Annotated in this window: 16 protein-coding genes; 3 read left to right on the top strand and 13 right to left on the bottom strand. The window is 34.2% G+C overall.

The window, feature by feature from the left end:
- Positions 1-186: 186 nt before the first annotated feature.
- The 3 genes from JNUCC25_RS08770 to JNUCC25_RS08760 form a co-directional block, all read right to left on the bottom strand.
- Positions 187-780: a hypothetical protein gene (locus tag JNUCC25_RS08770; protein WP_029324420.1), complete on the bottom strand. Its 594-nt coding sequence runs from the start codon at positions 778-780 to the stop codon at positions 187-189.
- Positions 781-1349: 569 nt separating this feature from the next.
- On the bottom strand, positions 1350-2156 hold the full coding sequence (locus tag JNUCC25_RS08765) for a carbon-nitrogen family hydrolase (RefSeq protein ID WP_263033054.1): 807 nt from the start codon (positions 2154-2156) through the stop codon (positions 1350-1352).
- An 11-nt stretch (positions 2157-2167) separates the two neighbouring features.
- On the bottom strand, positions 2168-2827 hold the full coding sequence (locus JNUCC25_RS08760; protein WP_029324417.1) for an MBL fold metallo-hydrolase: 660 nt from the start codon (positions 2825-2827) through the stop codon (positions 2168-2170).
- Positions 2828-2929: 102 nt separating this feature from the next.
- Here JNUCC25_RS08760 and JNUCC25_RS08755 point away from each other — a divergent pair, with 102 nt between their 5' ends.
- The gene (locus JNUCC25_RS08755; RefSeq protein WP_013056440.1) at positions 2930-3304 is read left to right on the top strand and encodes a winged helix-turn-helix transcriptional regulator; all 375 of its coding nucleotides are present in this window, start codon (positions 2930-2932) and stop codon (positions 3302-3304) included.
- A gap of 226 nt (positions 3305-3530) precedes the next feature.
- On the opposite strand, the gene JNUCC25_RS08750 is transcribed toward JNUCC25_RS08755, so the two are convergent.
- The 5 genes from JNUCC25_RS08750 to JNUCC25_RS08730 all read right to left on the bottom strand — a co-directional run bounded on the left by JNUCC25_RS08750 (position 3531) and on the right by JNUCC25_RS08730 (position 7127).
- Positions 3531-4004 (bottom strand): hypothetical protein, encoded by a 474-nt coding sequence (locus JNUCC25_RS08750; RefSeq protein ID WP_013056439.1) that lies wholly within the window; start codon positions 4002-4004, stop codon positions 3531-3533.
- Between the two features lie 279 nt (positions 4005-4283).
- Positions 4284-5045 carry a class I SAM-dependent methyltransferase gene (locus JNUCC25_RS08745; protein WP_029324415.1) on the bottom strand — a complete coding sequence of 254 codons (762 nt, stop codon included), beginning with the start codon at positions 5043-5045 and terminating at the stop codon, positions 4284-4286.
- A gap of 226 nt (positions 5046-5271) precedes the next feature.
- Positions 5272-6099 carry a mechanosensitive ion channel family protein gene (locus JNUCC25_RS08740; protein WP_223272344.1) on the bottom strand — a complete coding sequence of 276 codons (828 nt, stop codon included), beginning with the start codon at positions 6097-6099 and terminating at the stop codon, positions 5272-5274.
- A 220-nt stretch (positions 6100-6319) separates the two neighbouring features.
- Positions 6320-6466: a hypothetical protein gene (locus JNUCC25_RS08735; protein ID WP_253880741.1), complete on the bottom strand. Its 147-nt coding sequence runs from the start codon at positions 6464-6466 to the stop codon at positions 6320-6322.
- 91 nt (positions 6467-6557) lie between these two features.
- A complete protein-coding gene (locus JNUCC25_RS08730) occupies positions 6558-7127 on the bottom strand; it encodes a MarR family winged helix-turn-helix transcriptional regulator (RefSeq protein WP_454223113.1) in 570 nt (189 codons plus the stop codon).
- 592 nt (positions 7128-7719) lie between these two features.
- On the opposite strand from JNUCC25_RS08730, the gene JNUCC25_RS08725 reads away from it, so the two are divergent.
- Positions 7720-8766: a YeiH family protein gene (locus JNUCC25_RS08725; protein ID WP_029324411.1), complete on the top strand. Its 1047-nt coding sequence runs from the start codon at positions 7720-7722 to the stop codon at positions 8764-8766.
- A gap of 476 nt (positions 8767-9242) precedes the next feature.
- Positions 9243-10202 (top strand): aldolase catalytic domain-containing protein, encoded by a 960-nt coding sequence (locus tag JNUCC25_RS08720; protein ID WP_263033057.1) that lies wholly within the window; start codon positions 9243-9245, stop codon positions 10200-10202.
- 147 nt (positions 10203-10349) lie between these two features.
- Here the strand turns inward: JNUCC25_RS08720 and JNUCC25_RS08715 are convergent, their stop codons facing one another.
- From JNUCC25_RS08715 to JNUCC25_RS08695, 5 genes are all read right to left on the bottom strand, one after another.
- The gene (locus tag JNUCC25_RS08715; protein ID WP_013056432.1) at positions 10350-10685 is read right to left on the bottom strand and encodes a L,D-transpeptidase; all 336 of its coding nucleotides are present in this window, start codon (positions 10683-10685) and stop codon (positions 10350-10352) included.
- A 119-nt stretch (positions 10686-10804) separates the two neighbouring features.
- Positions 10805-12067 (bottom strand): glycoside hydrolase family 18 protein, encoded by a 1263-nt coding sequence (locus tag JNUCC25_RS08710; RefSeq protein ID WP_263033058.1) that lies wholly within the window; start codon positions 12065-12067, stop codon positions 10805-10807.
- A gap of 544 nt (positions 12068-12611) precedes the next feature.
- Positions 12612-13043 (bottom strand): ATP-binding protein, encoded by a 432-nt coding sequence (locus JNUCC25_RS08705; RefSeq protein WP_029324406.1) that lies wholly within the window; start codon positions 13041-13043, stop codon positions 12612-12614.
- Positions 13044-13160: 117 nt separating this feature from the next.
- Positions 13161-13850, bottom strand: a complete 690-nt coding sequence (locus JNUCC25_RS08700; protein ID WP_263033059.1) for a DUF2294 domain-containing protein — start codon at positions 13848-13850, stop codon at positions 13161-13163.
- Positions 13851-13989: 139 nt separating this feature from the next.
- The gene (locus JNUCC25_RS08695) at positions 13990-14205 is read right to left on the bottom strand and encodes a hypothetical protein (RefSeq protein ID WP_029324402.1); all 216 of its coding nucleotides are present in this window, start codon (positions 14203-14205) and stop codon (positions 13990-13992) included.
- Positions 14206-14281: the final 76 nt, after the last annotated feature.

Here is a 14281-nt window from a genome sequence, read left to right as displayed (position 1 = left end):
TAAATATGATAACATTGTAAATTATAGAAATCATAAGGATGGTATTATGAGTACATTTAGTCCAATGGGATTGCTATTATTCTTAATAATTATTGGTTTAATAGGATTCCTAGCTTTTAAAGTTGTTAAAAGGTTAAAAAAGAAATAAGTAACAAGAAGGACCTACTATCAAAACAGTAGGTTTTTTTAATAAGAAGATACATAATACCAGTTTTTATGTACTTTTTTTATTTGTTTAAAATCCCCGTTAAAATCGCTTTTTGAAGGTTTATTATCGTTTGGGTTATATACAAATCCCGAAAAATTGTCTATCATCCCACGGTATGTAAAGAAAAGAATTGATTTAGCCTTTCCTTTTGTTTCTACTACGATGTCGCCCCCACCTTTAGACAATTGAGTATACTCTTTAGGTAATTGAATAAGTGATGGACTATTAGGTACATTAGGTTTAATAACACCATTTTCTATTTTAGTTGCAACCTCTTCTCTCTTATCTTGATGGATTCTAAAGTTGAGATCTAAGTTGATTTGATTGAATGGAAAGAAAAACCATAATAAGATAGTAATGAGCTGAATAAAAAACGGCTGCCACTTTCTATTTTTTAAAAGATGAATCAATGTCCATATAGTCATTATGATAAAGAAAGCATATACAAATAACCAAATAGGTAACATTAAAAATTCTGTTATAATATCAATCAGATCCCACTGGAACAATGACACTAAAATAACTAACAAACTACTAATTAACGATAAAAGCAACAATCGATTACGTTTCACACATTTTCCTCTTCCTAAAATAATTCTTTTTTAACCTTAATTATATATTAAAATCCTTATAAAGACGTATATATAATTCATACATAATCTGTTAACATAATCACTCTTTCAGAAAACATCATAAAAAAGAACCCTTGATGAAGGACGGGGACTGCCAAGGTCCCTTTTTCCGGAGTATGCAGCTTTTTATACATTGTTGACTGATCAACGTTTTCTCAGTAGGTGGATGAGAACCTAATGTATAAGAAGTGCACCTTTTATACATATGTTAATTTTAAAAAATATAGTATTTCCAGGTGAAATTGCCTCTTTTTTTAGTAAACTTTCATAAGATATTCTGATAACACTCAAAATTGAGATGATGATCTATTAACGGATTAATCTGTTAATAGATCAGAAAGCAACCTCACTTTAATACCTGTGAATGAGATTGCTTTCTTTTTTCACGTATTTACTTTTTATTTGTTGTTAGTACATTTTGGAACAAAATACAATTAGAATGCTTTCAGAACTTGGGCATTTGCAACCCATTTTTTTCTGTTTTTAAGCTGGATATGATATACAAATTTCTATTCTGCATGCTTATAAACATCCGGTCTCAGGCTTTCAAATATTGGGATGTATTTTTGTTGTTCTGTAACTTTCTGTATATGGATTTCCGCAGTTATAATCTCTTCTTGATCTCCCCCCTCTTCTACAATGTTTCCATTTGGATCAATGATCATTGAATGCCCCGCGTATGTGTTGCCAACATGATTTTTATTATTTACATTTCCTACACTGTTACATGCAATGACATAAACACAATTTTCTATAGCTCTTGCCCTCAATAGTGTTCTCCAATGGTTTATATTTCTGGTAGTCCATTGTGCAACGTAGAATATGACTTTTGCACCTTGAGACGTTGGGTAGCGTGTGATTTCTGGAAAACGTAAATCGTAGCATATAATTTGACTGGCTTTTATATTGTTAATCTCAAAGACATCTGGGACTTCATCTCCCCCTGTTAAATAATGATGTTCATCCAACATCGGCACGAGATGTATCTTATCTTTTTGATAGAGCAGCTTACCCGTTTTTGATACAGCAAAGGCTGTATTATAAATATTTTCATTTCTTTTATTTGAAACTGAACCTGCAATGATATTCACTTGATGGTTAATTGCTAAACGTTGAATAAAAGGAAAAGCTCTCTTTAAATCAATATCTGCTTTTTCTGCTATATTTTTTAAATCATAACCCGTATTCCACATTTCAGGTATCACAACAATCTCAGTATCTATATGAAGCTTTTCTTCAAATAAGGACTCAATGCGGTTTTCGTTTTGCTTAACTTCTCCTTCTATAATCTCCATTTGAAATAATTGTATTTTCATTTTTCTCCCTCTTATTCATATATAAATTTATAAATAGGATATAAATCACAGTTATATTTGACATCCTCGCCATGTGATGAAGAAATAATAGAAGGTTTAATTTCATCTATAATTCGCCCGCTATTGATATTTTCACCCATATCAACTGTAAACTTTCGAATCGGTGGATGTAAGGATTCAGCATTAGAAAAGAATAAGTCTCCAGTTAGCAGCACATTGTCATCTTTATGATGGTATATCACATGTCCTGGTGTATGACCGGGCGTTAAATATACATCTAAAGGTAACTTTTTAATGATGTTGTCACTTAAACTTTCAACTTGATGTTCCACGCCTGTTGTTTCCTTTTCTGCCTTGTTTGGATATGGCTTTTCACCATTGATAAAAGGCGTTTCAATTTCGTGTGCGTAAATAGGAATATTTAAATTATCTCTTAAATACTTGGCGCCATTAATGTGATCTAAATGGCCATGTGTCAGTAAGATACTTTTGGGGATACCTAAAGATTTTGCTATATTTAACTGAGTATGTGCATAGTCTTTCATTCCGGTATCAATGATATGAACATTCTCACCATCTAGCACGTACCATGTATTGATTTTGACTGGAATTCCCACAATGGTTTTGTAAGTAAGTTTGTAAATATGGCTAGAGATTTGGACAAATTCCAATTGATGCACCTTCTTTTGTTTTATTTGACAATATAAGTTTAGTAAGAAAAAATAGACGTAACAAGAAGGCACAATTTTGTTACTAGCCATTGAGGTGAGAAAATGTCAGACTTTAAAAGTGATCAATACGGTCCTTGTACGTTAACTGTAAAACATGCTTGTCCAATTGAGTTAACGATGCATATTATGGGTGGTAAATGGAAAGGTATTATTTTATCTTTGTTATCAAAATCACCCATGTATTATAATGCAATGCGCCGTGAAATACCGGGTATTACCCAGCGCATCCTTACACTGCAGCTTAGGAATATGGAAAAAAACGGATTGATTGAAAGGGAAGAAACAAACGATAACCCTAAAAGGGTTTTATATTATTTAACAGATCTTGGAGAAAGTTTTGTTCCAATACTAAAATCTTTAGAGAAGTGGGGCAATGCTTATATAAGTCAGCAGGAAGAAGAATTAAAAAAATCTTAACGCTTTAAATAAACTCCTTAACTATATTTTACTTCTTTTTAATGATGCCTTGTTTTTTATAATGTAAGGACTTAATTAAGTGGTGTCCATGAAACTATACTAACTCCACCTCCTTTAATTAAAACGAAAACTTATTAAATGAGAAGAGCCTTTACCATGACGGTAAAGGCTCTTCATACGCTCTTCCCTGATGGGAATCTCTTGTTATCTTTATCTTCATTTTTAATTAAGGTCTATGAAAATCGACTGTTTTTTCGTCATCTCCTGTTCGTTCAAACCATCCTCTGAAAGCCCAGTTATCATAACCTCCATCGCCTTCATTAATAAATGTTCCTTCTTCAAATACCCAGACACCATACGTAATACCATCATAATCTACGGTATCAAAATATTGAACACCTTGTAATTGATCTGAATTATACCCTTGGCTCAAATTCATAACTATTACATTATATTGTTGACCTGATTCAAAGAATGCTTTTTCCATTGCTCCCTTAACGAACCCACTTCGATTGTCGGCTGTTTTAGCCGCATCTGCAATCGCTTGTCCTATGGCTACGGGATCAACTGTTACGTCTCCTCCAACTTCTGCAGCTTCTGCGGAGCCTGCAGAACCTCCTAAATTCGGTAGAGCTAATGGCGTCGCTAACACAGCTAAACCTACGGCAGAAGCTACAACAGCTTGTTTCGCTTTTCTCATTTGATCTCCTCCTATTTTTAGGTGATTCTTAGAACATTTACCCTTTATTACCAAATCGAAACAAAAAAGATACTATAATTAAGAATAGGAGATGGATAATTTTATTCTTTTAAAGCTTTTGTTCAACTAAACCTAAGCTTATAAGTTTCTTTCTAAAAGCTCCCTACTTTTTCTGCTATTTCTCTCGGTGAATATGGCATCTCATTTTTGAGCCACCACTCCACTGTGACGCCGTATTGAAAAAAGTTGAGGTAGCTCATTCAACATGATAACCAACTATTATTTAATGGATTTAGTTGCCAGATAACAAGGCATATATTCAGTGATTTTCCCCTTGTGGTGATGATCTTCATAAAGATTTTGTAGGGTGAATCCAGCTTTTAGCTGTCCTCCAATTTGAGTTTCTAAAGAATGACTAAACTGTACACCGCCATTCTTTATAAGTTCTTCATCATTTTCTACCGTGTTTTTAGTTCCATCATAAGGTAATTTATTAACCACTTGTAATGCTTTCTCACCTTCTCCAAATAAATAAAGAGCAGGGTTTGCAAAGCCAGATAGCAGAACGCCACCTTTTTTTAGAACTCTAAAACATTCTTGCCAAACGTGTTCAACATCTTGAATATAGCAGTTTGATACGGGATTAAAAATCATATCGAACGTCTCATCTTCAAAGGGAAATGTCTTACTCATATCGCCTTTAACTAAATCAATAGAATAGCCTTCTCTAGCGGACACCATTTTTTCTAATTCTAATTGTTTATCAGAGTAGTCAAACACTGTAACTTCTGCATGCTGTGCTGCAAAGACTGGGCATTGCTGTCCTCCTCCGCTAGCAAGTCCCAATATTTTTGCTTTTTTAAATGGAATAAACCAGTTATGTGGAACAGGCTTACAAGGTGTTAAGTAAATATCAAAAACACCTTGAGTTGCATCTACAAAGTCTTGATGATTAATAGCTAATGACCATTCTCCTCCAGCTGAAGCCCACTCATCCCACATTTTTGAGTTAATTTTTGTATAATCAGCTTTTTGTGACATAGTTACTCCCCCTTTACCTTTTTTAGTATTTTGTTTAATTTTACCATGTCACTAGAAGAATAATTTAGATGTACAAATTAATTTTTTCTGTTTCAGATAATTAATTTGTACTGGAGAAGTACTTAATAGATATTTTTAAAAATAAAAACACCCTTTTAAAAAATTAAAAGGGTGTTTTTATCTTAAGTATAAAAGCTTGTATATAAACAAGATACGAGTTTTATTTTTAATGACTTGTCTCGAAGCTTTCAGCCATCATTAGGTCATTTTTGTAGGCAGCCATTGCGAGTTCATATCTCACCTTTTGACCCGCTTCTACAAAATCTGCTTCCTTCACAAGTCCTGATAATGAATATTGGTGACCTTTAAAATCTACGTTCAGTTCAGTAATTTGATTGAATTGAAAGCTCTCTATAGGAATTCCATTCACATCTTTCAACAAATATTGACCATATTTCTCGTTACATGTTTGTGCTACTTGCTCCATTACTTTGAAGGCATCGTCCGGATTTTGCCTATAGTTGAGAATAAGACTTTCGTTTACCCGGCGTCTTCCTCGGGTTCCGTTCTGTAGTTCCGTAATGTTGCTATATGAGACTGTATAGAGGTAACCGTCATACTGACGAATCTTTAAGTAGCGCATGGTGATTTCTTCTATTTTCCCTTGGCGGTTTCCGTTGAGAATAACATAATCTCCGTGATGGATCTGGCGTTCAAACAAGTAAGTCAGTCCCATTATATAATCACGGATAATATGCTGGAGGATTATTGCCAAGGCACTGGCCAACACTACTGAACTAGTGAGTATCTTTCCGAAGTCAAAGAAATGGCTAAGCACATAAATAAAGAAAAAAGCCAGGCCTACTACTCTTGTCACCTGATTAGAAAAATGCATCAGCGTCTCTTCTCGTTTTTCATCTAAGAAGCTCGTTTTGTCAAAGAAAAGCTTAATGAATTTGCGAATAAAATAAACGATAAGTATAATCAGCAGCGCTACCGTTAAAACCTTTACGGGAAACTGCTGGAAGAATTCAGTAAAAACCAACCTATCCACTCCTTATTTCTAACACTATACCAAAAGAATGCACGTAAAAACAAAGATCTTCTGTTCTTCATAAACCTTAATGATAATAGCACGGTTTCATCAAAAAAAGAAGCGTAATCTATGCTTCTTGAAGTTGGGTATATTGATGATAATCTCTCAATTAATTGAAATTAAAGGGGTAAGGTGAACTGTAATAGACTAATTTTCTTCGTTTTTTTGTAGACTATTCTTATATATCTTTTGACTTTTGCAGGCTTTCTAATAAAGACATTCCTATATGTTCATCATTATTTCTACCTAGTCTATAATTAGCTAAAACGACGGACGCAACTTTCTTTTCTTTATCAATCCCTAAAAGTTTCATCGCTGATTTCAAACATAATGATTGCTCTCCCTTATCCTTTATTTTTAAAATTTTAAAAGGATTAATCGATATGCTTTAAGTTAGATTAGCCTATCGAGTTTTTTTATATATTCTTTCTCATATTATCAATTGCTTGAACTCTTCGACTTTCAAGCTCCCTTATTACTCTCAACTGTAATTCATTGTGATCATCATCCATTTTGATGTTGCCTTCTTCTTCAAATCCATCATGTTCTTCCCCATCAAAGCTATAGAGTTTCTTTAAAAGCTTCCACATTATTTCCAGCTCTTCAGTTGAGAACTTTTTAAAAAGTTCTTCCAAAAAGAAAATTCCTTTTTCTGAGACAACAAGCAGTGCCACTTTTCCCGTTTTTGTAATTTTTACGTTAACTGCACGCTTGTCTTTACTGCTAGGAACTACGTCAACATAACGCTTCTTTTCCATAATGGTAATTAACTGTTTGACGCTTTGTTTTGTGGTTCCTAATTTTCGAGCGATATTATTCAATGTTGTTTCATCTTCAGGTAAATGAGCAATTGCCACCATCGCCATATGCTGTCTTGATGTTAAAAGTTCAAGAGATTTATCACCTTTTACTTGGATTTTATTTGCCAGAGAAAATAAAGTAGCGTAAGTTTGCTGCATTAAGAAAAGCTCTTTATAAATATCCATATTCAGCCTCCATTTTAGACAATATAATGTCTAAAATAAGAGTATTACACTTCGAGAATTTAGTCAATATATTGTCTATTTTATTTTAGAAACATTCGGATTATGTGAACAAATAAAAAAGCAAACTCCCTATCACCAGAGGTTGCTTTTTATCTTATTTTAATTTTGACAATTCTAAGGAGACTATTCTGTTACACTAAATTAGGCAAAGAAATAGTGGCCGCTCGTAACCAAAAGTTGTCCTTTCTTTATCTAATTAGATAACTAAAAAGGCAATCTAATTTAATATTACTCTAAAAAAATGTAAGAAAACCGATATGAAGTAAAGGAGAAAAAACATGAACCAACACACACAACCTTTAAACCAGATATCAAAACGTGTATTAAGGGATAAAAACCAACAAAAGCAGCAAGTTGATCTTCAGAGTCACTGAAAATCAACTTGCTGTTTTTTTGTATTGTTCATTAATATTTTTAATTATAATCATCATTTATCTATATTTTACTAATAATAAACCGTCTTTTATAGTTAAAATATACACTTCTTGTGTGAAGCTGCGCTTGATAAGAATTCATATTGGAGATGAAATGTATGATAACTATAAATAAAGCCCAAAAGCAGAATCTATTTTCACGAACAAATGCTAAAACATCATCTACTGTTTCTTTATGGACTGGAGGAGTTGCTTTTACTTTTCTTTTTGCTTTACTTGCTTATGGCTTAGCGAAAGTCCCAGGGTTTAATCATATCGGTCCACTAGCCTGTTCAATTATAATGGCAGTCATTTATCGTCAAATTTGGGGGTACCCTGAAAAAATAAGATCTGGAATTGAATTTTCTTCTAAAAAGCTGTTACGCTATGCGATTGTTTTATATGGACTAAAGCTTAATATTGATGTTGTTATTCATCACGGGTTAGGATTGTTACTTCGCGATGTGGGAACGGCTGTATTTGCGATTGTTTTAACGGTTTTTCTAGCCAAATGGATGAAGGCTGATAGTGGTTTATCCCTTCTTTTAGGGATAGGAACAGGAATATGCGGTGCCGCAGCTATTGCGTCTGTTTCTCCGATTGTAAAAGCAAAAGAAGAAGATACAGCTATCGGAGCTGGTGTTATTGCTTTAGTGGGAACCCTATTTGCGATTGGATATACCATTTTAAGACCTTATATACATTTAACAAATATTCAATATGGAATTTGGTCAGGCGTAGGTCTCCATGAAATTGCCCATGTAGCTCTAGCTGCAGCACCGGCTGGACGCGATGCCCTAGCTATTGGACTGTTGGCTAAGTTAGGCAGAGTGCTCTTACTTGTGCCATTAAGCTTTATCTTAATGTACTGGATGAAGCGAACAGGAAAAATTGAAAAGGATACGAAGATTGAATTCCCTTGGTTTTTAATAGGTTTTATAATCATGAGTATTTTTGGGAGTTATGTCGTCGGTAAGCACCTTATAATACCTAAAACGATTATGAATGATATTTCAACTCTAACTACCTTTCTTTTAACAATGGCTATGGTCGGCTTAGGGTTAAATGTAAGTATGAAGGCTCTTCGAACAAAAGCATTAAAGCCGTTGATTGCGATGTTTATTACCTCTATACTCTTATCATTCCTTACATTTTGGACGATGTAAAGATAAGTAAATTAGAATAATTAAGTAACAACTAATACTTCCTATACAACTGTTAATGTGAAAAAAGTTTCTTATTTATCATGTTTTAAATCTCTTCCCAAATTTATGGATTAATTATAGAGAACTCTAAACCTATAACCTAAATACTAATGGTAGTTCCCTCTCTAATAAACAGTTTCACTTAAAAAACAATCTTTATTGCAGTAAGTAGTGCTGTAAGATGCGCTGTATTTGTATATACTAGGGGTTGTACTGCTGAACTTGATGTTGTTTTAAGAGCATCAAGCGGATGAAAAGCCAAAGCATCTCCTGCCCATGGAATACAGTAAAACAGAGACACATTTAGAAAATACATTGACGCCTCTGAATCAGTCATGGTATAAACACAATAGGAGAGTTTAGTGCTTAAAAGCATAAAAGCGATAAAGTTTAAAATAATACTCATATAAATGAATACATAGGAGGAAACAACTAACATGGAACATAATGGCAAAATTATAGACTGTACCATTCGTGACGGAGGTTTAATTAATAATTGGAATTTTAGCGTTGAATTTGTGCAAGACTTATATAACGGCCTAAGCGCAGCCGGCGTTGAATATATGGAGATCGGTTATAAAAATTCACCTAAGCTTCTTCAAGCAACCGAGCCCAATCCATGGAGATTTCTTGACGATAACTTTCTCAAAGAAATTATCCCTGAGAAAAAGTTTACGAAGCTATCTGCCTTAGTAGATATTGGGCGTGTAGATCCAAACGACATCCTGCCGCGTGAACAAAGTATGTTAGATATGATTCGAGTGGCATGCTATATTCGCGAAGTAGATAAAGGCTTAGAGCTTATAAAAATGTTTCACGATTTGGGCTATGAGACTTCACTTAACATTATGGCACTATCTAGCGTACCGGAAAATCAGCTTATTGAAGCATTTGAAATGGTAAAGAAAAGCCCTGTAGATGTTGTATATATCGTTGACTCCTTTGGAAGCCTAGACCCTGCGGATATTGAGCATCAAGTGAAAAAGTTTCAAGCCATGATTCCTAGCAAACAGCTTGGTATCCATACGCATAACAACATGCAGCTAGCTTTTGCTAATACATTAACTGCGATGCGTAATGGCGTTACATTCCTTGATTCATCTGTTTATGGTATGGGCCGTGCAGCTGGTAACTGTAACACAGAGCTGCTTGTTAGCTACATACCAAAACCAAGCTATGAGATGAAACCGATTCTTGGCGTAATTGAAAAGCATATGCTTGAAATGCGTCAAAAGTGGGAATGGGGCTATATCATTCCTTACATGATTTCTGGTGTACTGAATGAACATCCACGTGTTGCTATGGCTTACCGTGATAGCGAGGATCGTGACAAATTCGTAGATTTTTATGACAAAGTAACGTCTCCAGAAGTTACTACGTCTCCAGCATCAAAATAAGTTAAAATGCTAAAAGTACCTCTGTTAATCGGGGTACTTTTTTGTTTTCGTACAAAAAGCCCATGATTGTATAGCATATACTTAAACTTTGATACCCTCGATCTCGACAATTAGCTAAATGTAAGCAGTCGTGCTCTTCTTAAACTATTATTTATGTATATAAACCGGCGTTCCAATAGGAACTGCAGAGGAAAGTTCTAGAATATCTTCATTGTCCATTCTGACACATCCATGTGACATATCTCTGCCAATAGAAGCTGGATCATTAGTCCCATGTATTCCATATGTAGGTTTTGACAGTCCCATCCATAAGGGACCAAATACAGCTGGAGGGGTAGTATCTTTATTAATAATTTTAAATTTTCCAGTTGGAGTTGGAGTGATCATTTTCCCTACAGCAATAGGATATGTCTTTACTAATTTAGCTCCATCATATAGTTTTAATTGATGCTGCTTTATTGAGACATCTATCCTTTTTGCCATAGCACTCCCTCCAACTTCTTATAAGTTACTATAAATAGAATTTTTTTATTGTTAACCACGTATATCGAATAACTGTTAACTGAAAAATATCTAAATTGATCCATAAAAATTAGTACTATTTATACCGTTCTAATAGTGAAAAATTTCTTTAAAAGCCAAGGCCCTGGCGTAAATCCAAGCGTTAATTGCCAAGCTCCTATTGCTTGCAAACCAAATTTACGAACTAACACCATTTTTTCACTCATGCTTCTTACATCTTCAAACCATACTTCATGCATCTGTCCCGCTTGATCTCTATACTGAAAAAATGGTGATTTATACTCCTTAGAATATTGGATGGGAGACTGATATCTCATCGCTGTTTTAATTGCATTTTGATTGGATATAGCGGATGCTACTGTGCCAGGCTTGTAAGGAATTGACCAGTTATATCCATACAAAGGGACTCCAATGATAAGTTTTCTTCGCGGAACACTTTTTATCGCAAATTCTATTGTTCTTTTTACTTCAGTAATAGGTGCAACAGGCCCTGGTTCACTGCCTGCATGATGCCAATCATATGCCATAATGAACATATAGTTAACAACGGCACCTATTCCCCCATAATCATATCCTTTTAACCAAGGAATATCTTCGCTTGTCTTGGCTGGAACCGCTATGGTCAGCACGTATCCGGCAGGTTTTAAACGTTCACCCAGCTGACGCAAAAATCCTGTAAAAAGATCTCTATCCTCGGCCTTTACACGTTCAAAATCAATATTCACCCCGCCGTAGCCTTTTCTAGATATTAAATAAAAAATATTATTCACAAGATTGTTTCTTGCCTGAGGATTGTTTAAAACTTGGTGGGCAAGATCAGAACTAAATCCTTCAGAAGTTAGATTAGTAATCGTAACTAACGGTGTAACTCGGTTTTTCCAAGTCGTTTCAATCGCTACTAAATCGTTTAAATTATTCATGATATCTCCATTGCTGCCAAAATGATATTCAAAGATAGAAATGGACGAGGAATAAGTTGCAAAATCAGTAATTAAACTGCGATCTAACTCTGGATTTCGAACAGCATAGTATTGCAGTGTACCTGCAATGTAGTTTGATATGTTAGGAATTTTTATTTTCATTCCCACCTGCAAATAATTATAATGGACTGAAGGATTAGCCCTTTTTAATTGTTCTAGGGACACATAAGCTTTTTTAGCAATGCTGCTCATTGTATCACCAGGTTGAACTCTGTATACATAAGAAGCTATAAGTAAGGCTTGACCTGGAACAATATTCGTTTCTTCTAACCCATTCACACTCCTAAGCTGCGCAATGGGATAATCATATCTACTGCTTATTAAAGACAACGTATCACCAGGTTGAACTATATGAACAAACATGTTTTCTCCTCCTATGTATTCTTTATCCATTTATATTTTCATCCGCGACAAGTTTAAAAAAGCCATTCAATAAATGTATATGAGCGTTGTTTGTTTATATAACTGAGTTAAGTGATGGTAAGTGTCCGTACATACCCTATCTCCTCCATTGCTCTAAAGCTTTTGATGAACTACGAATAGAGAACTGTTTCAGAAATCATGGTTATGAGACAATCTGAAAATAATTACTTTTTTAATAAATTATTACATAAATCTGTCTGTAATCAGCGACTGTAATACATACCTTATATAAAAACCAAGGGAGTTTGTAGGATAAAGCGTAAAACTGAGAATAGAGTTACTAGTTTAATCTCAGTTTTTTTAGACCATAGGCCAAAGTAAATCAAGGGGATCATATTCTTCAGGAGATACCTGTTATTTAGTGGAGGGTTCTTTCGTGAAGAGGGAATGCAGTCTTTCTTCGGCTTCTTTATCTAGATATTTCTTCTTTTAGCTGCTACTAAGTCCATACATCTTCCTACATAATCTAGATAAACGTTTTCTTTTATTTATTTCTTTTTTTCCATTTTATAACCTGGATGTTAACGCCATGGTCTTCTTGAGATGATATGGTGAATTCGTCCATTAATTTTTTCACCCCTGATAAACCAACGCCTAACCCTCCTGACGTTGTATAGCCACTTTCCAGCGCTTTTTGAATATTTTTAATGCCTGGTCCTTTATCTATAGCTATTATTTTGAGTCCTATTTCAGGTTGTTTCTCTATTATTTCCATTATAATTTTTCCGGTAGTGGCATATTTATATATATTTCTGGACAATTCTGAAATAGTCGTAATAATTCGGGCTTGATCGAGTGTACTGAAGCCTAAACAATTAGAGAACATCCGCCCTTTCTGACGGGCTTCTACTATATCCCCTTCCGTGTGTATCTGAACAGTTAGAGGTTCCTTTCCTTCATCCGATTGAAATAGCATAAGTATCACCACTTTCTTTATTTTAATAGTAGTAAAAAAACAATAGGCCAAAAAGAAAGGTTAGATAACCTTTCTTTTTGGCCTACATCTAGTTCAGTGCCTAGCTTATCAGTGCCTTTATGAAGTTGGGTTTAAAATCAGAAGAATTGTACTTTTATCTTTATGAAAGTCCCATGCTACTAGTATATCTGTTACCTTTGAATCTAAAATTATTTCTAATGATTGACTATGTTCATGAAGTAGCCTTTTTTCGAGATTTCTTTTAGCCAATGTAAGGTTTTCTTCAAATCCTAATTGAACTAATTCTTTCTCTATACTTACCATAATACCTTCCCTGATTATAAGAAGTGTTCTCTGATCTAATAAATAAGAAGAAACATCGTGAGGGAATTTTTCTGCTTTTTGAGTTACTTCCTCAACTTCTTTATGCAGCAATTTCTGATTTTTATAGGAATGATTAGCTATGTTTTCTTTATCAGAATGGATCATGGCAAACATCCCAGACTGCAGCTCTAAATTCCAATCATAATAAAATTCTTTAATATCTAAATGTATATTTAATTGTATATATCCTTTTATCTCTTCAATTAAAGTCTCCATTAACAAATCACGTGTTTTTTGAACATAGATAACTTGTCCCTTGTCTAACAAAGCCTTTTCTAAAGGTAATAAAAAGGCTTTAAAATAAACGGTTATAAAAGGAGGAGAAATGACGGTGAATACACCTCCAGGACCTCTTCCAAAGTTTTCACGAAGTAACCTTCCCATATAGCTACTTAATTCTTTTTCCAGTTTCGTTTTATCCATAGATGGTGCACCTAGTTTCTAGTTTCATAAGGTATACTATTCGTGATGTTTTATGAAAAATCCTTCTTCATCATAAGATCATTTTCGGCAATAAGAATTCACTTTTTATAAAGTGTAAACGAGGCATACTAGTATACCTTTAATAGATTGGTTTCTGTTTAGCTTTGTATTTCCTGTGTTTAAAGATTCTTCTTTTATTTAAAATTCCAATTTTACTTCCATAGATAATGGTACTTAAAAGTATTATATCCTTGCTAATTTCTTCTTTGTATAATTCATTGTCATACTTTTGGTAATCCTGCAACAATCGGCGAAGCTCTTTTATAAACAATACAATCTCATGATTATCAGCCATCCCGACCAAATCCTTTCTGTTGGCACATCCTATTTTTAGGTGCTGTTTTAGGGAATTATTCCGTTACAAAAGGACT

This window comes from Priestia sp. JNUCC 25 (genome assembly GCF_053667915.1).
The sequence above is the reverse complement of the archived record's forward strand: the minus strand, read 5'-3'. Positions and strand labels throughout refer to the sequence as shown.